The organism is Roseixanthobacter psychrophilus, from assembly GCF_043195195.1.
Classification (GTDB): Bacteria; Pseudomonadota; Alphaproteobacteria; order Rhizobiales; family Xanthobacteraceae; genus NCEH01.
Window position 1 is genome coordinate 81,981 of sequence record NZ_JBAFWT010000008.1, and the last position, 21,146, is coordinate 103,126.

Here is a 21,146-nt window from a genome sequence, read left to right on the forward strand (position 1 = left end):
GCGCGGGACGATCTCGGCCCCTTCAGCCTCGGCCGGCGCGCCTGTGCAAGTCAGCCAGGATTTCCGGGTCCACCTGAATTCCCTCCCGCGCGGCGCGCTGTCGTGCTGTGATGCGCCGCTCGCCCGGCAGGCGCGTGCCCTTCTCGCCGAGGATCGCCGCGAGCAGGACTTCAAGCCGCGCGGAAAAATCCGCACCCCCGAGCCGGACCGGATCGAGGGCCAGGAACAACTGCCCGATCCGCGGCGCCGGCCCCTCGGCGGTAAAGAACGAACTCGCCTCGAATCCGAACTGCCCGCCGGTGAGCACCGTGGCGAGGATTTCCACCATCAGCACCAACGCCGCGCCTTTGGCGTCGCCAATCGGCAACATCGTACCGGTGAGCGCGGCCTTGGCGTCGGTCGTCGGCGCTCCCTGCGCGTCGAGCGCCCAGCCCTCGGGAATCGGCGTTCCCTTCTGCGCCGCAATCATGATTTTGCCGCGCGCCACCTTGCTCAACGACGCGTCGATGACCAGCGCGGGCCCTTGCCCACGAGGCACGGCAAAGGCGATGGGATTGGTGCCGAACAAGCCCCGCGCACCGCCCCAGGGAGCAATCGCCGAGGGCGAATTGGAAAAGGCGAGGCCCACCAGCCCTCGGTCCGCCAGCCATTCCACGTGGTGGCCCATGACCCCGGCGTGATGGGAGGCCCGCACCGCGACCGCGACCATGCCGGTTTCCCTGGCGCGCGCTTCGGCTGCCTCCAGGCCAAGGGAGATGGCGGGAAACGCAAATCCGGTCTTGGCATCCACCCGCAAGGTGGAGGGGCCGGTCCAGTCCAGGCTCGGTTCCGCAAAGCCATCGATCTTGCCGGAGATGGCCTGTTGGGCATAGGCGGGCAGGCGCGCAAGTCCGTGGCTGGTAATGCCGTCGGCTTCCGCGGCAACGAGCGCAGCGGCGGTCACACGGGCATTATGTTCGCCGGTGCGGGACGCCAGGAGTGCCGCCACAGCAAGGTCGCGGGCAGCATCGAGGGAAAGGGCTGACGAAGTCGGGGCGTTCATGGCCGATCTTTCAGAAACTGGCTGACTTTTGCAGCGATGAGGGCGCTCACCCGCACGTTTGATTCTTCCGTGACGCCGGCGATATGCGGCGTCAGGATGAGATTCGGCACGTCGCTGAGGCAGGTCCCCGCCGGAAGGGGTTCGGCCTCGAACACGTCGAGCATCGCACCTGCAAGCCGCCCGCTTTTGAGCGCGGAGGCAAGGGCAGCCTCTTCGATAACCCCGCCCCGCGCGGCATTGATCAGCACCGCTCCACCCTTCATGCGGGCGAGCGCGCCCTCGTCGATCAGATCGCGGGTCTGAGGCGTCAGAGGCACATGGAGACTGACGGCATCGCAGCCCGAAAGCAGGTCATCAAGCGACTGCGGAGCAACCCCAAAAGCGCGCCAAGCGGGATCCTCGCTGGAAACGAACGGGTCGAAGGCCACGACCTCCATGCCTAGGGCCCGGGCGCGCTGCGCCGTCTCTCGGGCGATGGCGCCAAAGCCCACAAGGCCGAGGCGCTTGCCGCTCACCTCCCGACCCATCAGGCGGGTGCGCGGCCACGCACCGGCAGCCACCTCGGCGCTCGCATGATAGGCCCCGCGCAAAAGCATCATCACACCGCAGACGACATATTCGGCGACTGCAACGTCGTTCGCGCCGGTCGCGGGATAAACTTCAATGTCACGCTGTTTGCAGGCGACGACGTCGATATTGTCGAGACCGACCCCCAGCCGGCCCACCACGACGAGCTTCGAGGCTTTGCCCAGCAGCGGCCCGCGCACCTGGGTTCGGTTGCGCACGATCAAGGCGCGGGCCCCCTGCACCAAATCTTCCAGGGCCTCGGCCTTGTCCACCAATGCCGGATCGTAATGGACGTCGTGATCCGCCCGCAGAGCATCGAGTGCAGCGGCATCCATGAATTCAGTGACGATGATTTCGGGCATGGGATTTCCAGGGAATTTTGGCAACGCCCGTGCCCCGGGGGCACGCGTGGCGGAAGATCCGGATTGGGCTGGCGGGCAGCGATATTTACGCTATTATATATAAGACAGATGACACAAGATGAAATCGACACTGATCCACCTCTGGTGTGACACGTCCGGCTCATGCATAAAAGGAGCATCACGTGAGAATCGATGGAAGCGGGATGGCACGGGGCCCTAGCGTGGAAGTGTCGGAAAAGCCGGAGAGCTTCGGCTTCCGACCGCTCTATCGCCAAGTGCGGGAGGCCCTCATCCGCCGCCTCGTGGACCGCGTCTGGGCGCCCGGTCAGCCGCTGCCGAGCGAGATGCAGCTTGCCGCCGAACTGGGCGTGAGCCAGGGCACGGTGCGCAAGGCGCTGGACGAGATGGCGGCCGAAAATCTGGTGGTGCGCCGTCAGGGCCGGGGCACGTTCGTCGCCAGCCACGACGAAGACCGCATCCTGTTCCAATTCTTCAAGCTGGTGGCCGACGACGGCGAGCGCCGCTTCCCGGAAAGCCAGGTGGTGGCTACATTTCGTGGGCGCGGAACCGCTGCCGAACGCGAGGCCCTCAGCCTGCCGAAGGACGCGCGCATCATCCGCATCCGCCGCATCCGCCGGCTCGACGGTGTGCCTCTGATCGTCGAGAACATTACCCTTCCGGAGAGCCTGTTTCCCGGCCTCGGTGATGCTCCGTTACCGAACAATCTTTACGGCCTATACGCCAGCAAGTTCGGCATCGGTATCGGTCGCGCGCGCGAAAAGTTGAAGGCCATCGCAGTGACTGCTGAAGATGCCCTCGCGCTCGGCGTCGCCGCGGGCACCCCTGCCCTTCTCATCGACCGGCTGGCCCTTTCCCTTGAGCAGACGCCGATCGAATGGCGCGTGAGCATCTGCCTCACCGAAGGCTTTCACTATCTCTCAGAATTGAGCTGAGCCTGTTGGCGGGCCGTCCCGTCGCCCTTGCGAATTTCCCAGCGCGGCTCCCGGCTTCAGTAGCGGCGCATTCCCAAGCCCCCGAAAGTCTTGCGCCACTGCACGCAACGCACTGCGCTGGGTCAAGTCTTATAAATGATATTAGACCACTTTACATCTGAGGGAGGCTCCTTTAGCGTCGTGAAGACGACAGGGAATAGAGCGTGCTGGGGTCCATGAGAGGCCCGTCGCCACACACGCTCAACCGTTCGACGAAGGAAAAGGGGTGACCTGATGCCAACGCCGAAGCGCCCTCGCTAATTCACCCATACCAACCCTGCGGCATGACCGCGGGAAAGACCCGCGTTCGAATCTGTCTTTCAGTTTCGATTTCGCAGAACAAAAACCAGAAGAACAAAGCAGCAGAAGCTGCTTTATCCCAAGGGAGGTCCATAATGGACGCACAGGAACCTCTTCTGGAGGTCAAGGGCGTAACGCTGCAATATAAAACCCCTCATCTCCTGATTACCGCGACCTATCGGGTCGATTTCAACGTCATGAGGGGGGACCGCTTCATCCTGCTCGGCCCGTCTGGCTGCGGGAAGTCGACCCTTCTGAAGGCGGTGGGCGGCTATATGGCCCCGACCGAAGGCGAAATGCGTCTCAAGGGGCACGTCATTCATGCCCCCGGCCCGGACCGGATGATGGTGTTCCAGGAATTTGACCAACTCCTCCCCTGGAAGACCGTGCGCCAGAACGTAGCATTCGCGCTCGAGGCCTCTCGCCGCCTCCATGGACGCGAGGCCGATGAGCGCGCAATGCACTACATCGAGAAGGTCAATCTCACGAAATTCGCGGACAGTTACCCGCATATGCTGTCCGGCGGCATGAAGCAGCGCGTCGCCATTGCGCGCGGCATGGCCATGGAGCCGGACATCCTGCTCATGGACGAGCCCTTTGCTGCGCTCGATGCCCTCACCCGCCGCAAGATGCAGGATGAACTGCTCATGCTGTGGGAGGACACCAAATTTACGGTGCTTTTCGTCACCCATTCCATTGCCGAGGCGATCAAGATCGGCAACCGCATCCTCCTGCTTTCGCCGCATCCCGGGCGGGTCAAGGCGGAATTGAACAGCACGACGGACTCCCCCGCTGCCGCGCTGCTTGAGAGGCGAATTCAGCACATGCTGTTTTCCGGTGAGATGAAGGAAGCGGCCGATGCGTGACTCTGCGAATGTCCTCTCGAACGTGCACGCGTTGCGCCCCGAGATCGTGCGCGAGGAAGAGCCCGTTTCGACGATGACGATCGTCGAAAAGCCGCTCTCGACGCTGGAGATGATCTACAACATCGCCACGGTGCGAAAGATCATGATCTTGATCGCGCTCGCCGTGATCTGGGAGATCTACGGTCGAATCCTGAACAACGACCTGCTCTTTCCGACGTTCAGCGCAACCGTTACCGCTTTCTTTCAGAATGTGATGAATGGCGTCTTGCCGGCCCGGGCTTGGGCGTCCATCAAGGTTCTGCTTGCAGGCTACGCACTGGGCGTGTTGCTCGCCGCAGTTCTCACCGCCCTTGCCATTGCATCGCGGATTGGGACTGACTTTCTCGAAACCATGACGTCCATGTTTAATCCTCTGCCGGCCATCGCCTTGCTTCCGCTGGCGCTGATCTGGTTCGGTTTGGGGAACGGAAGCCTTGTCTTCGTTCTGGTCCATTCCGTGACATGGGCGATCGCCTTGAATACCCATTCCGGCTTCCTCTCCGTCAGCAAGACGCTAAAAATGGTGGGGCGCAATTACGGCCTGGGCGGCCCGCGCTTCATCTGGAAAATCCTGATCCCGGCGGCATTTCCCAGCATCCTCACCGGCTTGAAGATCGGTTGGGCGTTCGCCTGGCGCACGCTGATTGCAGCGGAACTGGTGTTCGGTGTTTCCTCCGGGTCCGGCGGTCTGGGTTGGTTCATCTTTGAGAACAAGAATATGCTGGATATTCCCAACGTATTCGCCGGCCTGCTGACCGTCATCATTATCGGCCTCATTGTTGAAAACCTGATCTTTCAGACGATCGAGCGCCGCACCATTGCTCGCTGGGGCATGCAGGCCTGACCCGGCACATGGCTCGCCATGTCCCGACTTCGCCAGGTATCCGTTCGGCTTCGGAAATGTCTTGCATCATATATATGATGTAAGATGGTTGACAGTATCGACTTGAACTGTACGCTTTGAAAACGCTCATAAAATCACAAAAATAGCCGCGCAAAGTCGCGGCGAGGGAGGCGCGCATGACCAGGAAACTTCTGAAGACTCTCGGGTTCGCTGCTGCAATCGCGGTCAGTTTCGCTGGCGCAGCTGCGGCGGAGGTGGATACGGTCCGCCTCGCCAAGCAGTTCGGCATTTCCTATCTGCCGCTCACCGTGATGGAAGAAGAAAAGCTTCTGGAGAAGCATGCCAAGGACCTCGGTCTAGACGTGAAGACCGAATGGCTGCGCTTCACCGGCGGCTCGGGCATGAACGAGGCGTTGCTCTCGGGCAATCTGGACTTCGCCTCGGGCGGCGTCGGCCCGATGCTCACCATCTGGGGCCGCACGCAGAAAAACATCGGCGTGAAGGGCGTCGCGGCGCTCAACGCAATGCCGCTGTATCTTGTCACGGTTAATCCCAATGTGAAGACCATCAAGGACTTCACCGCCAACGACAAGATCGCTCTTCCCACCGTCAAGACCTCGATCCAGGCGGTGACGTTGCAGATGGCCGCCGAGAAGGCATTCGGTGCGGGCCAGCAGAACAAGCTGGATCCCCTCACCATTTCCATGGGTCACCCCGATGCGCAGCTCGCAATGATGGGGGGACGCTCGGAGATCACTGCCCATTTCGGTTCCTCCCCGTTCCAGGATCTTGAGCTGAAGGACCCCCGCGCCCACAAGGTGCTGGACAGCTATGATGTGCTCGGCGGGCCCCACACCTTCAACCTGGTGTGGACCACCACCAAGTTCGCCGACTCCAACCCCAAGGTCATGAAGGCCTTCCTGGCCGCCCTTGAAGACGCCATGGCGCGGATCAAGGCCGACCCGAAGGGCATCGCCGCGCTCTGGCTCAAGGCGGAAAACTCGAAGATGTCGCAAGACGAGGCTGTGGCCCTCATCACCTCGCCGCAGAACGAGTGGACGACCACGCCGAAGAAGATGACGTCCTATCTCGACTACATGAACCGGGCGGGCCTCGTGACCGCGAAAGCGAATGATTGGCGCGATCTGTTCTTCGCCCCGATCCACTCGGCTTCGGGAAGCTGACCGCGGCATCTGACCGGCGCAATGGGCCGCCGCACCCGGCGGCCCTCATTCGAACCGAAGAAGACCGATGAACGCTCGAACCACCACCGAAGCCGCTGTGACAAGCGGCGGAGACCTGACCGTGCGCGTCTGGCGCGGGGCCGAGGCTGGCGGATTTCAGGATTTCGCCACCCCACGCCGCGCCAATCAGACCGTGCTCGATGTCGTCACCGAGATTCAGCGCGAGCAGGATCCCACGCTCTCCTATCGCTTCGCCTGCCGGGTCGGCATGTGCGGTTCCTGCGCCATGGTCGTGAACGGCCGTCCGCGCTGGACCTGCCGTACCCGCGTCGAACAGGTGGAAGAAGATGGTCTGCTCACGCTGGAGCCGCTGCGCAACTTGCCGGTGGTGAAGGACCTGGCGGTGGAAATGCAGCCCTTCTTCGAGAAATGGACCGCGGCTCATGGCTATTTCGAGCCGGGCGCGGAACCGCCGGCGGATTTCGTCCCGGTGGCCCCCAGCGAGCCGCAGCGGCAGGAGGCCGACGCGGGCATTGAGTGCATCAATTGCGGCGTCTGCTATTCCGCCTGCGATGTGGTCTCCTGGAACCCCGAATATCTCGGTCCGGCGGCCCTGAACCGCGCCTGGACGCTCGTCAATGACGTGCGTGACCAGGGCCAGGATGCGCGGCTGGCGGCGGTGTCGGGCGATGCCGGCTGCCACTCCTGCCACAGCCATATGAGCTGCACCGAATATTGCCCGAAGGGGCTGGCGCCGACCTTCTCCATTGCAGGGTTGAAGCGGGCAACCGCCAAGCGAATCTGGAGGGGCGGACGATGACTCCGGTTCTGTATCTCGCCCAACGCGCGACCGCCCTCATTCTCGCGATTGCCGTCAGCGTTCACCTCGCAACCATGATCTATGCGGTGCGCGGCGGCCTGTCGGCGGGCGAGATCCTCGCCCGCACCAGCGGCAACCGCTGGTTCCTGACCTTCTACGGCGTCTTCGTCATCGCCGCCGCGATCCACGCCCCCATCGGGCTGCGCAGCGTGCTGCGGGAATGGACGGCATGGCGCGGGCGCTCGCTCGATCTCGCCATGGTCGCCTTCTGCCTGCTCATCCTCGTGCTCGGCCTGCGGGCGGCATTCGCGGTCTACCAGCCATGAGCATCGCCCACACCCATCTACGCGCCTCGCGGCGCAAGCCTGGCTTCCTTGCTGCCGTTCTGCACCGGGCCTCGGGGGTTGCGCTCGCAATATTCCTGCCGATGCATTTCATCGCCCTTGGCACGGCGCTTGGCGGCGCGGACAAGCTCGATGCCTTCCTTCAGATCACGCATTACTGGCCGGTGCGGGTGGCGGAATGGGGCATGGTGAGCGCGCTCGCCCTGCACATGGCGCTGGGGTTGCGCGTGCTCGCCATCGAGTGGTTTTCGCTGCGCACCCGCACTGGCACATTGGTGTCGGCCTGCTGCGCCGGCGCATTGGCGGTCGGCCTCGCCTTTCTGTTGAGCGGGGCATGACGACGATGTTCGGCATCCCCCTCACCACCCTTTCCGTGCTGTGGGCGGGGGCCTTCATCGGCGCCCTCGCGGCGGGTGGCACAGGATTCGCGTTTGCGATTGCCGCCTCGGCGATTTGGCTGCACGCGCTCGATCCGCTGCAGACCACGGCGCTGATCGTCGCTTGCGGCACGCTGCTCCACATCAGCCTGGTCTGGCCGATCCGGGCGTCCATCGAGGGCGCGCGCCTTTCGCCATTCCTGCTGGGCGCGCTGATTGGAGTTCCCATCGGCGTGGTCATGCTGACCCGCGTGGATTCCGCGACCCTTAAGCTCGCGCTCGGCTGCGGCATGGCGGCTTATGGGATTTATGCCCTGCTCGCCTCGCGCCTGCCGCACGTCGCGGGTGGCGGAAGGGCGGCCGACATCGCAATCGGCTTTTTCGGTGGAATCATGGGCGGCCTCGGCGGCTATTCCGGCTTGCTGCCCACCATCTGGACCCAATTGCGCGGCTGGCCGAAATCTGTCGCTCGTGGGGTCTACCAGCCGTTCATCCTGTTCGCACACGTGCTGACGCTGGCCCTCGTGGGCGCGTTCGCTGTCGATCAGGACGGGTTTGTCCTTTTCCTGCTGGCATTGCCGCCTCTGTGCCTCGGGGCCTGGGTCGGGCTGCGCATCTACGGACACCTCGACGAGGTGCGCTTCAAGAAGATGCTGGCCCTCATGATCCTCGCCTCGGGCGTGCTTTTTCTGATTTAGGAGTGAGCCATGGACTTGGACATGAGTGCGGTCGAAGAGGTCTGCGCAGCCTTGTACGTGCAGGCCCTCAAGATCCTGCCGCCGGATATCAAGGCCGGCTTCAAAACCCTTGTACAGAATGAGACGGACGCCACGGGCAAGACCATTCTCGGCACCATGGTCGAGAACATCGCAGTTGCCGAGCGGACCAAGAACATCCTGTGCCAGGACACCGGCATTCCGATCTACAACGTCACCATCGGCCGCAACGTGCGTTTCGACGGGGCCGAGCTGAAAGCCGCGATCCGGCGCGGCTGCGAGCGGGCGACGAAGGAAAACTCCCTTCGCTCCTCGGTGGTGCACCCCATCACCCGCAAGAACGATCAGACCTCCTGCGGCATCCGCGTGCCCATCATCCATGTGGATTTCGACGCTCGCGAGGAAACTGTCGGCATCGAGATGATCCCAAAGGGTTCGGGCTCGGAAAATGGCTCGTTCCTGAAGATGCTGCTGCCCTCCGATGGCATCAAGGCGGCCAAGCGCTTCGTCATCGACCGGGTGGTGGAACTGGGCGGCCGGGTATGTCCACCCACCATCGTCGGCGTCGGCCTCGGCGGCACATCCGATCTGTGCATGCATCTCGCCAAGATCGCCGCAACCCGCCCCTTGCGCACTGTCTGCTCCGACGAGGAGGGTGCCAAGATCGAGGCGGAGCTGTCGCAGGCCGTCAACGAATTGGGCATCGGGCCGCAGGGCCTCGGCGGACGATCCACCAGCTTCGCCGTGCATGTGGAAGTAGCCGCGACCCACATCACGCAGAACCCGGTGGCCGTGAACATCCAATGCCATTCGGCACGCCGCGCCTTGGCAACCGTTACCCCCGGCGCCATCGCCTTCAGCTGAACACCCGCGCGAGGAACTCCCCCATGACCCATCATGTCCTCGACATGCCGATCGACGCCGATACCGCGCGCAGCCTCAAGATCGGCGATACCGTCACCTTGCGGCGCACGCTGTACGGCATCCGCGACGCGACCTTGATCCACATGTTCGACCGCGATCGCCGCACAAGGCTGGACCTCAACGGCCATGCGGTGATCCACACCGCGCCGAACGTGCACAAGGTGCCGGTCTCGGCGGAAGCGCCGGTGGGCTACACGCCGTTCTGCATCGGCACCACCACCTCCATGCGCATGGAGCGCTTCACCCGTGCCCTGATGGAGCGCGAAGGGGTGCGGCTCATCATCGGCAAGGGCGGCATGGGGCCGGCGACGCTGGAGGCGTTCCGCGATCTTGGTGGCGCCTATCTCGCCATCGTCGGTGGAGCCGCCGCGCTGGAGACCACCTGGATCGAACAGATCGAGGATATCGACATGGACGATCTACACCCCGAAAGCCTGTGGCGCTTCCGCATCCGCGATTTCGGCCCGCTGCTGGTGGGCATGGATTCCCATGGCGGCTCGCTGTTCGCGAATGTTCAGGACGCCGTCGCCGCTCGCCGCGACGCGATCCTCGCCAGCATCGGAGCCAGCGAATGACCCCCGCCCTGCCGACCCTCGATACCGACATCCTCATCCTCGGCGCAGGCGGCGCCGGCCTGTTCGCGGCGCTCCATGCCAAGAAGACCGCGCCTGACCTTGATGTCACGGTGGCGGTGAAGGGGCTGCTCGGCAAATGCGGGTGCACCCGCATGGTGCAGGGCGGCTACAATGTCGCCCTCGCCCCGGGCGATTCCGTCGAGCGCCACTTCATGGACACCATCGAAGGCGGCAAATGGCTCAACAACCAGGATCTCGCCTGGACTCTCGTCACCGAAGCACAGGTGCGCATCCGCGAGCTTGAGAACGAGCTGGGCTGCTTTTTCGACCGCAATCCCGACGGCAGCGTCCACCAGAAGGCCTTTGCCGGGCAGACCTTCGATCGCACGGTGCACAAGGGCGACCTGACCGGCATCGAAATCATCAACCGCCTCTCCGAGCAGGTGTGGCGGCGCAATGTGCGGCGGCTGGAGGATCATCGGGCGCTGGACCTGATTCCCGCCGCCGACGGCTCCGGCCTCGCAGGTGTCGTCATGCTGGACATGCGCACCGGCGAGCCTGTGTTCGTGCGGGCGCGGGCGACCCTGCTCGCCACCGGCGGCGGTCCCACCATGTACAAATATCACACCCCCTCGGGCGACAAGACCTGCGATGGCCTCGCCATGGCCCTGCGGGCGGGCCTGCCGCTGCGCGACATGGAGATGGTGCAATTCCACCCCACCGGCCTGCTGGCGGGTGAGGACACCCGCATGACCGGCACGGTGCTGGAGGAGGGCTTGCGCGGGGCCGGCGGCTGGCTGCTGGATTCCACCGGCGAGCGCTTCATGCATCTCTACGACCAACGCGGCGAACGCGCCACGCGCGACGTCGTGAGCCGCTCCATCATCCGTCGCATCCGCGACGGCTATGCCACGCCAAACGGCGGCGTCCATATTCAGATGAGCCATCTCGGCCCGGCGCAGGTGGCGAAGAATTTCAAGGGCATGGTGGAACGCTGCGCGGATTGCGGCTTCGACCTTGCCGGCGGACGCGTGGAGGTGATCCCCACCGCCCATTACATGATGGGCGGGGTCGAGTTCGCCGGCGATTGCCGGACCGAGATGCCCCGCCTCTATGCGGCGGGGGAGGACACGGGCGGGGTGCATGGCGCGAACCGGCTTGGCGGCAATGGGGTTGCAAATTCCACCGTGTTCGGCGGCGTCGCCGGTCGGTCGATGGCGCAGGCGGTGGCGCGCGAGGGCCGCTTCGCCGACCCCGACAGCGGTGCGATCACCCGCAGCTTGGAGCGCGCGTTCGGACCGCTCGGCCGGCCCTCCCGCGACTTGCCCGCCATCCGTGCCGCGCTCTACGACACCATGTGGAACGATGTGGGCATTTTGCGCACCGCAGAAGGCCTTGGGCGCGCCGGGGCCGCGCTTTCGGAGCTCGCGGATGCCGTGGCGCGGTGCGGCGCACCGGATGGCGAGCGGCGCTACAATCTCACCTGGATGGACCGGCTAAACCTGGAAAACCTGGTGTCGGTGAGCCGGGCGATCTGTGCCGCCGCACTGGCGCGCACCGACAGCCGGGGCGCCCATTTCCGCGAGGACTTTCCCGAGAGCTCGGATCTTGCGACCTCGCGCTACACCCAGGTGCGGCGGGATGGCGATGATCTCTCCATCACCACCGAGCCGGTCGCCTTCACGCGCGTTCGCCCCGGCCAATCCCTCCTGAACGAAGCGGCGTAAGCCGAATTTCGCGCGCATCTCCATTGCGGGAACACCAGATGACCACTCTCCGTGGGGCAGACATCGTCGCCAGGACGCTCGAAAGCCTCGGCGTGACACGCATCTTCACCTTGTCGGGCAACCACATCATGCCGGTGTTCGACGCGCTTTTGTCGACGCGCATCGAGATCATCCATGTGCGCCAGGAAGCTGCCTGCGTGCATATGGCTGACGCGTGGGGGCGGTTGACGGGCGAGGTGGGCGTCGCGCTGGTGACCGGGGGCCAGGGCCATTCCAACGGTGCGGCCGCGCTGTTCACCGCGCTCGGTGCCGAATCCCCGGTTCTCCTGCTCTCAGGCCATGCCGGCCTGAGGGAACTCGGCCGTGGCGCGTTCCAGGAAATGGCGCAGGCCGACATCGCCCGCCCGATGACCAAGGCCTCCTGGACCGCCGCCACAACCGCGGGCCTCGCCGAGGACCTCACCCGGGCGGTGCGCATCGCCCGGGAAGGACGTCCGGGTCCGGTGCACCTGAGCTTGCCGGTGGATCTGCTGGAGGCAAGCGTGAATGGCACAGGCTTCGTGCCCCCCTCCCCCGAACCCGTTTCCATGCGCCATCCCGAGCCTGCGGCCCTTGCGAAGGCGGCCGATCTCCTGCGCCGCGCCGAGCGGCCATTGATCCTGTGCGGTCCCGCGCTCTGCGACATCTCCGGCAAAGCCGCCATGCTTGCGCTGGAGAGTGCCACCGGCATTCCGGTGATCGGCATGGAGAGCCCGCGCGGCATCAACGATCCGAGCCTCGGCAGTTTCGCCGAGATCCTGGCCCAGGCGGACGTTGTCGCTCTGGTCGGCAAGGCGCTCGACTTCACCTTGAAATTCGGCGATGCGCCCGCCGTGCCCGAGACCTGCACCTTCATTGTCTTCGATCCCGATGCCGAGCTGATCGCCCGCGCCGCGCGAAGCAAGGGACCGCGTCTTCTGGCGTCCGGCATCGCCGATCCTCGCCCGACGTTGGCGGACCTCGGCACGGCGCTTGCGGGGGTGCGAGATAGCGGCCCTTGGCTCTCCCAGGTGCGGGACGCCCTGCGCTACGTCCCACCGGCCTGGGATAGCGCCGCCGGCTCGCCGGGGCGCGTGCATCCTGTGGAATTGTGCCGGGCAGTCAGCGCCTTTCTCGACGGGTATCCCGGCGGAACTCTGATCTGCGATGGTGGCGAGATTGGCCAGTGGCCGCAGGCGCTCATCCAGACCGAGCGCCGGCTGGTCAATGGGGTTTCCGGCACCATCGGTGTCTCCATTCCGTTCGCCATCGCCGCCAAGGCGCTCGATCCGCAGGCGCCGGTGGTGGCGATCCTCGGCGATGGAACGTTCGGCTTCCACATGGCCGAGTTCGACACCGCAGTACGCTACGGCCTGCCGATCATCGCGGTGGTCGGCAACGACGCTCGATGGAACGCCGAATATCAGATCCAGCTCCGCAGCTTCGGCGCCGCGCGCGCCCGCCACTGCGACCTGCTGCCCGCACGCTACGATCAGGTTGTCACCGCACTCGGCGGTTTCGGTGCCTGCGTGACCCATGTGGACGACTTACCCGATGCCCTCGAACGCGCCCATGCAAGCGGCAGGCCCGCCTGCATCAATGTGATGATCGAGAGCGTCCCTGCCCCCGTCATTCGCCGCGCCGCGCCCGGATAGGCGCCCCGTCCGCAGCGAACACGTGCCCATCAAGACCAAAAAGCAAAGGGAGTGACACGCATGTTCGGGACACGAGGGATATTGGCCGCGGCGATCCTGCTGGCGGGGGTCGGCGCCGGATCGGCCGAAATGGCCGAGGTGCGTATCGCGCGGCAACCCAGCCTCGGCCATCTGCCGCTGATGATCATGGAAGACCAGAATCTGGTGGAAAAGGAAGCCGCGACGCGCGGCATCCCCGACCTCAAGGTGGGCTATACCACGCTTGCCGGCGGCGCCGCCATGAACGACGCCCTGCTCTCGGGTGCGATCCAGTTCGCCGCAGGCGGCGTGCCGCCGCTGGTGCTGCTGTGGTCGAAGACCGAAGGCACCAAGATGCAGGTCAAGGGCGTGGCGGCGATGAATTCGATGCCGCTGCTGATGAACACCACCAATCCCAACATCAAGACGCTGCGGGACTTCACCGATTCCGACAAGATCGCGTTGCCGGCGGTGAAGGTGTCGGTGCAGGCCATGTTCCTGCAGATGGCTGCGGAAAAAGAATTGGGCGAAGCCCATCGCAACGATCTCGACAAGCTCACCGTCACCCTTTCCCACCCCGATGGCATGGCCGCCATGATTGCCGGCCAGGTCACCGCCCATTTCACCGCCGCTCCGATTCAAGAGCTGGAGCTGAAGCGCCCGGGCGTGCACACGGTGCTCAATACGTTCGATATCCTTGGCGGCCCCTCCACCTTCAACGTGATCTGGGCGTCTTCTTCCTTTGTCGAGCAGAATCCGAAGATCTACGAGGCTTTCACGGCCGCCCTGGAAAAGGCGATCGGCATCATCAATGCCGACAAGCCGGCCGCTGCCGCGACCTATGTGCGCCTCACGAAGGATGCGAGCGACCTCGCCCTCATCCAACAGATCCTCACGGATCCCCAGGTCACGTTCACCACGACGCCGCAGAGTATTCAGCAATATATCGACTTTATGGCGCGGACGAAGGCGATCCGCCGCCGCGCGGAAAGCTGGAAAGAGCTGTTCTTCGCGAACATGCACGACAAGCCTGGAAACTGATTTCGAGGTCTGCAGCGGGGGTAAGAGCGGGTTCCCCGCAAAAGGCGATTGACGTTTTATCATATCTTATGTCTTATAAAAGACATGGGAATTCGGGGGCGAGCCTTCGACCCCTGGCCGACGAAGGAGGACCGCAAAAAATGAGCGCCAATCAAGAAACGCGAGGAAACGGGGACGGCATTCCGCACGTCCTCGCGCACAGCCCGAAGGACAATGTGGCGGTTGCGGTGATCGAGGGGCTGAGCGCCAATACGCAGGCCTTCGGCGTTATCACCGAGGACAATTCCACGTTCGACGTGTTCGTGAAAAACGACATCCCGATCGGCCACAAAGTGGCCCTCGTGGACCTGAAGAGCGGCGACACGATCATCAAGTACGGACAGGACGTCGGCCGGATTGTCGCCGACATCGCCAAGGGCGAGCACGTCCACGTTCACAATGCCAAGACGAAGCGCTGGTGAGGCCGAACATGTCCGAGAACATCACAATCAACGGCGAAAGCCCGACGAACCCGTTCGCCGGCAGTGCGCCCGACCAGCTCGTCACCCCGGCTCTGTCGGCGGACCGGGCTTCCAATGACTATGCCAATGCCACCATCATGGGTTGGCGGCGCGAAAACGGACGGGTGGGCGTTCGCAATCACGTCGTCATCCTGCCCCTCGACGATCTTTCGAACGCGGCCTGCGAGGCCGTGGCGAACACCGTAAAGGGCACGCTCGCTTTGCCGCACGCCTATGGGCGCCTGCAGTTCGGCGAGGATCTGGAAATCCATTTCCGCACCCTGATCGGCATCGGCTCTAATCCCAATGTCGCCGCTGTCATCGTCATCGGCATCGAGGACCAGTGGACCAACCGCGTGGTTCAGGGCATTGCCAAGACCGGCAAGCCGGTCGTGGGCTTCGGCATCGAAGGCCATGGCGATATCGCGACCATTGCCAAGGCCAGCTACCAGGCCAAGCGCTTCCTGCAATGGGCGACCGAGCTGCAGCGCGAGGAATGCCCGATCACCGACCTGTGGATTTCCACCAAGTGCGGTGAATCCGACACCACGACGGGCCTTTCCTCCTGCCCCACCGTCGGCAACATGTACGACAAGCTGATCCCGCACGGCATCTATGGCGTGTTCGGGGAGACCTCCGAGATCACCGGCGCCGAGCATCTTTGCAAGGAACGGGCGGCCACACCTGAGATCGCGGATAAGTGGTTTAAGATGTGGAAGGCCTATCAGGACGACGTCATCGAAGCGCACAAGACCGATGACTTGTCCGACAGCCAGCCCACCAAGGGCAATATTGTCGGCGGCCTGACCACGATCGAGGAAAAGGCCCTCGGTAATCTCGAGAAGATTGGCCACGAGTGCAGCTATATCGATGCGCTCCAGCCTGCGGAGGCCCCTGCCAAGGGACCCGGCCTGTACTTCATGGACACGTCCTCGGCTGCCGCCGAATGCGTGACCCTGATGGCAGCGGCTGGATACGTCGTTCACACCTTCCCCACCGGGCAGGGCAATGTGATCGGCAATCCCATCGTGCCGGTCATCAAGATCTCGGGCAATCCGCGTACCGTCCGCACCATGGGCGAGCATATCGACGTGGACGTGTCCGGCGTCCTGCGCCGGGACATGACGATCCCGCAGGCCGGAGATGCGCTCATCGACATGATCGTGCGCACCGCCAATGGCCGGCTCACGGCAGCCGAATCCCTCGGCCACCGCGAGTTCGTCATGACCAAGCTCTATCGCAGCGCGTGATCGACCTTCGCATGGACGGACCCTGCGGTCCGCCCATGCGACTCTGCAAGAACTGGGTTCGCGTGGACTTGGGGCCGCGATATGTTTGGGCCGCGACAACCGCTTGTCAGAAACGGACGATCAAAGCGGCCATGTGCAGGCAGCCTGCTTTGCGCGATCAAGCAAGATCTAAAGATCAGCTCACCGCTCCAGTAAAGCAGGAAACAACAGCCATCCGGCGGATATTGCGCCGCTGAAGGCGAGATCCCTCAAATAAGGGCAGCGCTGGGTTCAGGAGCACACGTTTACACTATAAATGCGTTTTCCCGCATATGCGCATGAGCGTATTAAAGCTCTATGGAACTTGCCCTCACCCTTCTGTCGGCCCTGGCCGAACCTAACCGCCTCGCGGCGGTCCGCCTTCTGTGGGACGGGCGCGAGCATTGCGTCTGCGAGCTCGTGCGCGTCCTTGGTGTCACCCAGTCCCGCATGTCGCGCCATATGGCGGTGCTCAAGCAGGCCGGCGTGGTGGTGGATCGGCGGGACGCTCAATGGGTGCGCTACCGCCGCAATCCCGAATTGCCGGCCGAGCAGGCGGCCATCGTCGATGCTGTCCTCTCAAGCCTGAACGCTTCATCGAGCAGGAGAGCGGCATGAGCGCCGACCTGTCATTGACCGAGCGCAAACCGCCACGAGATGCGTCGCCTCTGGCCTGGGGGTTGGCAACGCTCGCGGCAATCGCGCTCTGGTTTGTGGTCTATGCCCAGCTTGCGCTCTTCTCCCAATGGCTGGTGGCGCGCCTGCCGGTGCATCGAGCGGGTGACCCCGATGCTGAAATTCGAGTTGCGCGGGGTGGAAGTGACGCTCCATGCCGTTCGGCAGGACGCACCGCCGAAAATCATCTCCGTGGATTACGAACTGATCATCGATACGGATGAGACGGAGCAGCGCCTGGCTTTGCTCCACACCAACGTTCGCAAGTACGGCACGATTTCGAACACCGTGGCGGAAGCGACCCGATTGGACGGGACAATCCGCAGGAAAACGTAAGCCTTACGAAGCCCTGCCCCCACCAAGGCCCGGCGGGGCACTCGACGTTATCACCTTGGGCATCGGCGGCGGCTTTGCGCATTGTCCTCCGCAATAAACACCGCAGGCTGTAGAATAGATTCGATACGCGTTTGCCTTCCCTCCCATCCGCGCTATTCTTCGATTTAAGAAGAATTACAAAACGGGGAGACCCAGGCGGATGGGCGCGAGTTTGTGCATCGACCGCAGGGCGGTCCTTGCAGCTGCTGCTTCCATTGCCGGCACGATACTCGCGCCCCGATTGGCGCGCGCTTCGGCCGGCACCATCCGCTTCGGCCTGACTCCGGTATTTCTGACGTCCGATCTTGAATTGCTCGGCCGGCTTCAGATTTATTTGCGGCGCGCCACCGGCTTCCCGGTGGAACTCGTCAGCCGCCGGACCTACCAGGAGATCACCGCATTGCTGGTGTCGGGCCAGCTCGATGCCGCGTGGATCTGCGGCTATCCGTTTGTCGCCCATCGCGCCGCACTCCAGCTGGTCGCAACTCCGCTATGGCGCGGGCAGCCGCTCTATCAATCCTATCTCATCGTCGATCGGGACCGCGAAGCGCGGGACTTCCGGGATCTCAGGGGTGACATCCACGCGTTCTCGGATCCCGATTCCAATTCCGGCTTCCTCGTCACCCAAGCGCTTCTCGCGGAGCACGGCGAGCGCCCAGCGGCCTTTTTCTCCCGCACCTTCTTCACCTACGGGCATCGCAACGTGATCCGTGCTGTTGCCTCAGGTCTTGCCCAATCCGGCTCCGTGGACGGCTACGTCCTGGAGGTGATGCGGGAGATAGAGCCGGAACTGACGTCGCGGGTCGCCATCCTGCGCCGATCCGAATGGCTCGGGTTTCCCCCCATCGCGGCCCCGCGCCATCCGGCAGACCCACAGGCATTCGCCGCGCTGACGGAGGCGTTTTCACGCATGAACGAGGACGAGGACGGCCAGGCGGTGCTCGCCATGCTGCGGCTCGACGGGTTCGTACCGCTGGAGGCAAGCCTGTTCGACCCCATCGCCGCAAAGGCGGCGCTCGTCGCGGGCACCGGGTGAGATCCATGATCGCGCGCCTCGACCCCCGCCAGTGGCCTGTTACCCTCAAGGTGCCCCTGGCCGTTGCGGCGCTCATGGTGCTGGTGGGGCTTGCACTCTCCGAGCGCGTGCTAAGCCGATTGGGGGAGACGCAGGAGCGTCAGTTGCGCGCTTTGGCGCAGACCTATCTGGACAGCCTCTCGTCGGCGGTCGCGCCAGCGATCCTGAGAGATGATGTCTGGGAAGTCTATGATGCCATCATGCGGGCACAAGATCTCAACAAGAGCCTGCATCCGCTGAGTGCGGTCATCACCGATGCGGAGGGCCGCGTCATCGCGGCATCCGATCCCCGCCGCTTTCCTTTGGGCGCGCGCTTCCCGACCGATCTGGCTGCGCGCGGCGCGGGGCGGGATTTTACCTTCGAAGCCGGTGCGCGCGACGCCAGCGCGACGCGGGTGCTGTCCTATCCCGGGCGTATCGTCGGGATCATCCACGCCACCTTTGATACCAGCCATCTCGCTTTGGAGCGGCGCAACGTCGTCCTTGCGCTCGCGGCCACAAACGGAATGGTCACGCTCCTGCTCGCCGTTGCCGGCTGGCTGCTCGTCGCCCGCATGATGGCGCCGGTGCGTACGCTCTCGCGCTATCTGGGCGCTGCGAGCGAAGGGCGGGCGACGCCCGTGCCCCCGGAGGCGGTCGCACGCACCGGCGCGGAATTCGCGCGCCTGTTCCTCGCCTATAATGCGCTGGTCAAGTCCATGTACGAGCGGGAAGATTTGACCCGGCAATTGGCGGACGAGCATCGGCTCGGTAGCCTCGGGCGGCTCACCTCGGCGCTTGCCCACGAAATCAACAATCCGCTGGGAGGCCTCTTCAATGCGCTTGCGACGCTGAAGACCCATGGCCACCATGCGGCGGTCCGAAAATCCTCCCTCGGCCTTCTCGAACGTGGCCTTGTCGGTATCCGCGACGTGGTGCGCACAACCCTTGCTTTGTATCGGCCGGACCAGGCGCCACGGCCCCTCACCATGGCCGATTTCGAGGACCTGCGGCTGCTGGTGGCGCCCGCGGCACGGCGGAAGGGCGTCGATCTGAAGTTCTCCGGCCCTCTCGACGTGTCGCTTGCCCTGCCCAGCACACCAGTGCGCCAGGCCGTTTTGAACCTGCTGCTGAATGCGGTCTCCGCCGCTCCGCCGGGAAGCGAAGTGGCGGTGGAGGCATCGGTCGGGCCGACCGCTTTGCATGTGGTCGTATCGGATCACGGAGATGGCCTTCCGGACCTTGCGGCGCGCCTTCTTGCGGCTGGCGGAGAAGCCGGCGGCCCACCCTGGGGCGGCGGACTCGGCTTGTGGACCACACGGCGCATCCTGGATGAGCTTGGCGCCTCGGCGCAGGTCGAGCGGCCCTTATCCGGGGGAACGCGGATCCACCTTCTCTTCCCTCTCATCGCCCCCGTGGAGTTGGCCCATGTCGCCTGAGCCTCCCATCATCGGCCTCGTGGAAGACGATCCTATCATGGGCGAGAGCCTCGCCCAACGGCTCGGTCTGGAAGGAATGACGGTGCATTGGTGGCGGACCGGCCGCGCTGCGGTGGCGGATATCCGGAAGATCCGGTTCGAGGCGATCGTGTGCGACATTCGCCTTCCCGATCTTGATGGCGAGGCCGTGTTCCGCGAGGCGGCGCACGTGCCGCAGACGCCGCCTTTCCTCTTCGTCACCGGTCATGGCGACATCGACCAAGCGGTGCGCCTGATGCGGTCCGGCGCGGCGGACTACGTCACCAAACCGTTCGAGATGGACGACTTCCTGGCGCGGCTTACCGATTTGCTGATGCCGCATGGGGCCATGGAAGGTGGCACGCTCGGTGTCTCGCCCGCCATTCGGCAGGTGGAGGCGTTGTTATGCCGGGTGGCCCGCTTGTCCACCAATCTGCTTATCACGGGTGAGACAGGGACGGGTAAGGATGTGGCCGCCCGTTTCGTCCATGGGCATTCGCGGCAGGCGGCTGCGCCATTTATCGCGGTCAATTGCGCCGCCATTCCCGCCGACCTCATGGAAAGCGAGCTGTTCGGCCATGAGCGCGGCGCCTTCACCGGTGCCGCGCAGCGCCATCTCGGCTACGCCGAGCGCGCCGGCGACGGCACGTTGTTTCTTGACGAGATTGGGGAATTGCGTCCGGAATTGCAGGCAAAACTCCTGCGGCTGATCGAGAGCAAGACGTTTAAAAGGGTGGGCGGGGAGAAGGAGATCACCTTCGCCGGCCGCATCGTGACGGCCACCAACGCCGATCTGGCGCAGCGCGTGGTCGGCCGACAATTCCGCGAGGATCTTCTTTATCGGATCAATGCGGTCAGCATTCGCCTGCCACCTCTGCGGGAGCGTCTTGAAGATATCCCCTGGCTCATGGAGCGCTTCTTTTCGGAATTTAGCACCGGCACCGAGACCAGCCTGAAAGGGATCAGCGCCCTCGCTGAGGAGGCAGCGCTACAGCATCCTTGGCCCGGCAACATCCGGGAACTGCGCAATCGCATGGAGTGCGGCGTGGCTCTGGCTCTAGGACCCTGGCTCATGCCCGGCGATCTGTTTCCCGAGCTGAAGGGCGATGGCGCAATCAGTGGCGCGCGGATCGGCTCATTGGAATCCGCGCGCCAGGAGGCCGAGAAGCGTCACATCCTCCGGGCGCTGAACGCGACCGCGGGCGAACTCTCCGCCGCCGCCCGGCTGCTTGGCGTTGGGCGCACCACCCTGTGGGAGAAGATGCGCCGCCTCGGCCTCGGCAGCGGCGGCTGAGGCGACGTTCGCACTTCCGGACAGACGGCGCCGCAGCATGTTCGGGATGGCGGACGTGCACGCCTTGGCCCGCGCCTTAAATCATTGAATTCTCTCCCCTGCTCCGCATGGC

General features: G+C 64.2%; 22 protein-coding genes. 20 read left to right on the forward strand and 2 right to left on the reverse strand.

Annotated features, from left to right (window positions below):
- Nucleotides 1–22 precede the first annotated feature (22 nt).
- Nucleotides 23–1,042 carry an Ldh family oxidoreductase gene (locus V5F77_RS10190; RefSeq protein WP_429005237.1) on the reverse strand — a complete coding sequence of 340 codons (1,020 nt, stop codon included), beginning with the start codon at nt 1,040–1,042 and terminating at the stop codon, nt 23–25.
- Nucleotides 1,039–1,971 carry a hydroxyacid dehydrogenase gene (locus tag V5F77_RS10195; RefSeq protein WP_429005238.1) on the reverse strand — a complete coding sequence of 311 codons (933 nt, stop codon included), beginning with the start codon at nt 1,969–1,971 and terminating at the stop codon, nt 1,039–1,041. Before V5F77_RS10195 ends, V5F77_RS10190 begins: the two co-directional genes overlap by 4 nt.
- A 203-nt stretch (nt 1,972–2,174) precedes the next feature.
- Between V5F77_RS10195 and V5F77_RS10200 the strand changes: the two genes are divergently transcribed.
- The 20 genes from V5F77_RS10200 (at nt 2,175) to V5F77_RS10295 (ending at nt 21,034) form a co-directional block, all read left to right on the forward strand.
- Entirely contained in the window at nt 2,175–2,924 is a 750-nt protein-coding gene (locus tag V5F77_RS10200; RefSeq protein WP_429005239.1) for a GntR family transcriptional regulator, read from the forward strand.
- Nucleotides 2,925–3,358: 434 nt separating this feature from the next.
- Nucleotides 3,359–4,129, forward strand: coding sequence for an ABC transporter ATP-binding protein (locus tag V5F77_RS10205; RefSeq protein WP_429005308.1), 771 nt, complete (start codon nt 3,359–3,361; stop codon nt 4,127–4,129).
- Nucleotides 4,122–5,012, forward strand: coding sequence for an ABC transporter permease (locus V5F77_RS10210; protein ID WP_429005240.1), 891 nt, complete (start codon nt 4,122–4,124; stop codon nt 5,010–5,012). The genes V5F77_RS10205 and V5F77_RS10210 overlap by 8 nt, the downstream gene beginning before the upstream one ends.
- Before the next feature lie 176 nt (nt 5,013–5,188).
- Nucleotides 5,189–6,196 carry an ABC transporter substrate-binding protein gene (locus V5F77_RS10215; protein WP_429005241.1) on the forward strand — a complete coding sequence of 336 codons (1,008 nt, stop codon included), beginning with the start codon at nt 5,189–5,191 and terminating at the stop codon, nt 6,194–6,196.
- A 67-nt stretch (nt 6,197–6,263) separates the two neighbouring features.
- Nucleotides 6,264–7,016 (forward strand): succinate dehydrogenase/fumarate reductase iron-sulfur subunit, encoded by a 753-nt coding sequence (locus V5F77_RS10220; RefSeq protein ID WP_429005242.1) that lies wholly within the window; start codon nt 6,264–6,266, stop codon nt 7,014–7,016.
- Nucleotides 7,013–7,342 (forward strand): succinate dehydrogenase, encoded by a 330-nt coding sequence (locus tag V5F77_RS10225; protein WP_429005243.1) that lies wholly within the window; start codon nt 7,013–7,015, stop codon nt 7,340–7,342. Before V5F77_RS10220 ends, V5F77_RS10225 begins: the two co-directional genes overlap by 4 nt.
- Nucleotides 7,339–7,698 carry a succinate dehydrogenase, cytochrome b556 subunit gene (locus tag V5F77_RS10230; RefSeq protein WP_429005244.1) on the forward strand — a complete coding sequence of 120 codons (360 nt, stop codon included), beginning with the start codon at nt 7,339–7,341 and terminating at the stop codon, nt 7,696–7,698. The genes V5F77_RS10225 and V5F77_RS10230 overlap by 4 nt, the downstream gene beginning before the upstream one ends.
- A complete protein-coding gene (locus tag V5F77_RS10235; protein ID WP_429005245.1) occupies nt 7,695–8,435 on the forward strand; it encodes a sulfite exporter TauE/SafE family protein in 741 nt (246 codons plus the stop codon). Before V5F77_RS10230 ends, V5F77_RS10235 begins: the two co-directional genes overlap by 4 nt.
- 9 nt (nt 8,436–8,444) lie before the next feature.
- Complete coding sequence (locus V5F77_RS10240; RefSeq protein WP_429005246.1) at nt 8,445–9,317, forward strand: fumarate hydratase; 873 nt, start codon at nt 8,445–8,447, stop codon at nt 9,315–9,317.
- Between the two features lie 23 nt (nt 9,318–9,340).
- Nucleotides 9,341–9,952, forward strand: a complete 612-nt coding sequence (locus V5F77_RS10245; protein WP_429005247.1) for a fumarate hydratase C-terminal domain-containing protein — start codon at nt 9,341–9,343, stop codon at nt 9,950–9,952.
- Nucleotides 9,949–11,679, forward strand: coding sequence for an L-aspartate oxidase (locus V5F77_RS10250; protein WP_429005248.1), 1,731 nt, complete (start codon nt 9,949–9,951; stop codon nt 11,677–11,679). Before V5F77_RS10245 ends, V5F77_RS10250 begins: the two co-directional genes overlap by 4 nt.
- 38 nt (nt 11,680–11,717) lie before the next feature.
- Complete coding sequence (locus V5F77_RS10255) at nt 11,718–13,352, forward strand: thiamine pyrophosphate-binding protein (protein ID WP_429005249.1); 1,635 nt, start codon at nt 11,718–11,720, stop codon at nt 13,350–13,352.
- 60 nt (nt 13,353–13,412) lie between these two features.
- The gene (locus V5F77_RS10260; protein WP_429005250.1) at nt 13,413–14,411 is read left to right on the forward strand and encodes an ABC transporter substrate-binding protein; all 999 of its coding nucleotides are present in this window, start codon (nt 13,413–13,415) and stop codon (nt 14,409–14,411) included.
- A gap of 140 nt (nt 14,412–14,551) precedes the next feature.
- Entirely contained in the window at nt 14,552–14,872 is a 321-nt protein-coding gene (locus V5F77_RS10265; protein ID WP_429005251.1) for a UxaA family hydrolase, read from the forward strand.
- Nucleotides 14,873–14,880: 8 nt separating this feature from the next.
- A complete protein-coding gene (locus V5F77_RS10270; protein ID WP_429005252.1) occupies nt 14,881–16,161 on the forward strand; it encodes a UxaA family hydrolase in 1,281 nt (426 codons plus the stop codon).
- 336 nt (nt 16,162–16,497) lie between these two features.
- On the forward strand, nt 16,498–16,797 hold the full coding sequence (locus V5F77_RS10275) for an ArsR/SmtB family transcription factor (RefSeq protein ID WP_429005253.1): 300 nt from the start codon (nt 16,498–16,500) through the stop codon (nt 16,795–16,797).
- A 171-nt stretch (nt 16,798–16,968) separates the two neighbouring features.
- The gene (locus tag V5F77_RS10280) at nt 16,969–17,190 is read left to right on the forward strand and encodes a hypothetical protein (protein WP_429005254.1); all 222 of its coding nucleotides are present in this window, start codon (nt 16,969–16,971) and stop codon (nt 17,188–17,190) included.
- 199 nt (nt 17,191–17,389) lie between these two features.
- Nucleotides 17,390–18,265 (forward strand): substrate-binding domain-containing protein, encoded by an 876-nt coding sequence (locus tag V5F77_RS10285; RefSeq protein WP_429005255.1) that lies wholly within the window; start codon nt 17,390–17,392, stop codon nt 18,263–18,265.
- A 5-nt stretch (nt 18,266–18,270) separates the two neighbouring features.
- The gene (locus V5F77_RS10290) at nt 18,271–19,722 is read left to right on the forward strand and encodes an ATP-binding protein (protein ID WP_429005256.1); all 1,452 of its coding nucleotides are present in this window, start codon (nt 18,271–18,273) and stop codon (nt 19,720–19,722) included.
- On the forward strand, nt 19,712–21,034 hold the full coding sequence (locus tag V5F77_RS10295; RefSeq protein WP_429005257.1) for a sigma-54-dependent transcriptional regulator: 1,323 nt from the start codon (nt 19,712–19,714) through the stop codon (nt 21,032–21,034). Before V5F77_RS10290 ends, V5F77_RS10295 begins: the two co-directional genes overlap by 11 nt.
- Nucleotides 21,035–21,146 lie beyond the last annotated feature (112 nt).

Bases quoted from the DNA above. Each gene is read 5' to 3' on its own strand.
- V5F77_RS10195 (WP_429005238.1), bottom strand. From the start codon at position 1,971: ATGCCCGAAATCATCGTCACTGAATTCATGGATGCCGCTGCACTCGAT.
- V5F77_RS10205 (WP_429005308.1), top strand. From the start codon at position 3,359: ATGGACGCACAGGAACCTCTTCTGGAGGTCAAGGGCGTAACGCTGCAA.
- V5F77_RS10210 (WP_429005240.1), top strand. From the start codon at position 4,122: ATGCGTGACTCTGCGAATGTCCTCTCGAACGTGCACGCGTTGCGCCCC.
- V5F77_RS10270 (WP_429005252.1), top strand. From the start codon at position 14,881: ATGTCCGAGAACATCACAATCAACGGCGAAAGCCCGACGAACCCGTTC.
- V5F77_RS10275 (WP_429005253.1), top strand. From the start codon at position 16,498: ATGGAACTTGCCCTCACCCTTCTGTCGGCCCTGGCCGAACCTAACCGC.
- V5F77_RS10260 (WP_429005250.1), top strand. From the start codon at position 13,413: ATGTTCGGGACACGAGGGATATTGGCCGCGGCGATCCTGCTGGCGGGG.
- V5F77_RS10265 (WP_429005251.1), top strand. From the start codon at position 14,552: ATGAGCGCCAATCAAGAAACGCGAGGAAACGGGGACGGCATTCCGCAC.
- V5F77_RS10285 (WP_429005255.1), top strand. From the start codon at position 17,390: ATGGGCGCGAGTTTGTGCATCGACCGCAGGGCGGTCCTTGCAGCTGCT.
- V5F77_RS10290 (WP_429005256.1), top strand. From the start codon at position 18,271: ATGATCGCGCGCCTCGACCCCCGCCAGTGGCCTGTTACCCTCAAGGTG.
- V5F77_RS10200 (WP_429005239.1), top strand. From the start codon at position 2,175: ATGGCACGGGGCCCTAGCGTGGAAGTGTCGGAAAAGCCGGAGAGCTTC.
- V5F77_RS10225 (WP_429005243.1), top strand. From the start codon at position 7,013: ATGACTCCGGTTCTGTATCTCGCCCAACGCGCGACCGCCCTCATTCTC.
- V5F77_RS10255 (WP_429005249.1), top strand. From the start codon at position 11,718: ATGACCACTCTCCGTGGGGCAGACATCGTCGCCAGGACGCTCGAAAGC.
- V5F77_RS10215 (WP_429005241.1), top strand. From the start codon at position 5,189: ATGACCAGGAAACTTCTGAAGACTCTCGGGTTCGCTGCTGCAATCGCG.
- V5F77_RS10235 (WP_429005245.1), top strand. From the start codon at position 7,695: ATGACGACGATGTTCGGCATCCCCCTCACCACCCTTTCCGTGCTGTGG.
- V5F77_RS10295 (WP_429005257.1), top strand. From the start codon at position 19,712: ATGTCGCCTGAGCCTCCCATCATCGGCCTCGTGGAAGACGATCCTATC.
- V5F77_RS10240 (WP_429005246.1), top strand. From the start codon at position 8,445: ATGGACTTGGACATGAGTGCGGTCGAAGAGGTCTGCGCAGCCTTGTAC.
- V5F77_RS10220 (WP_429005242.1), top strand. From the start codon at position 6,264: ATGAACGCTCGAACCACCACCGAAGCCGCTGTGACAAGCGGCGGAGAC.
- V5F77_RS10250 (WP_429005248.1), top strand. From the start codon at position 9,949: ATGACCCCCGCCCTGCCGACCCTCGATACCGACATCCTCATCCTCGGC.
- V5F77_RS10230 (WP_429005244.1), top strand. From the start codon at position 7,339: ATGAGCATCGCCCACACCCATCTACGCGCCTCGCGGCGCAAGCCTGGC.
- V5F77_RS10245 (WP_429005247.1), top strand. From the start codon at position 9,341: ATGACCCATCATGTCCTCGACATGCCGATCGACGCCGATACCGCGCGC.
- V5F77_RS10280 (WP_429005254.1), top strand. From the start codon at position 16,969: ATGCTGAAATTCGAGTTGCGCGGGGTGGAAGTGACGCTCCATGCCGTT.
- V5F77_RS10190 (WP_429005237.1), bottom strand. From the start codon at position 1,042: ATGAACGCCCCGACTTCGTCAGCCCTTTCCCTCGATGCTGCCCGCGAC.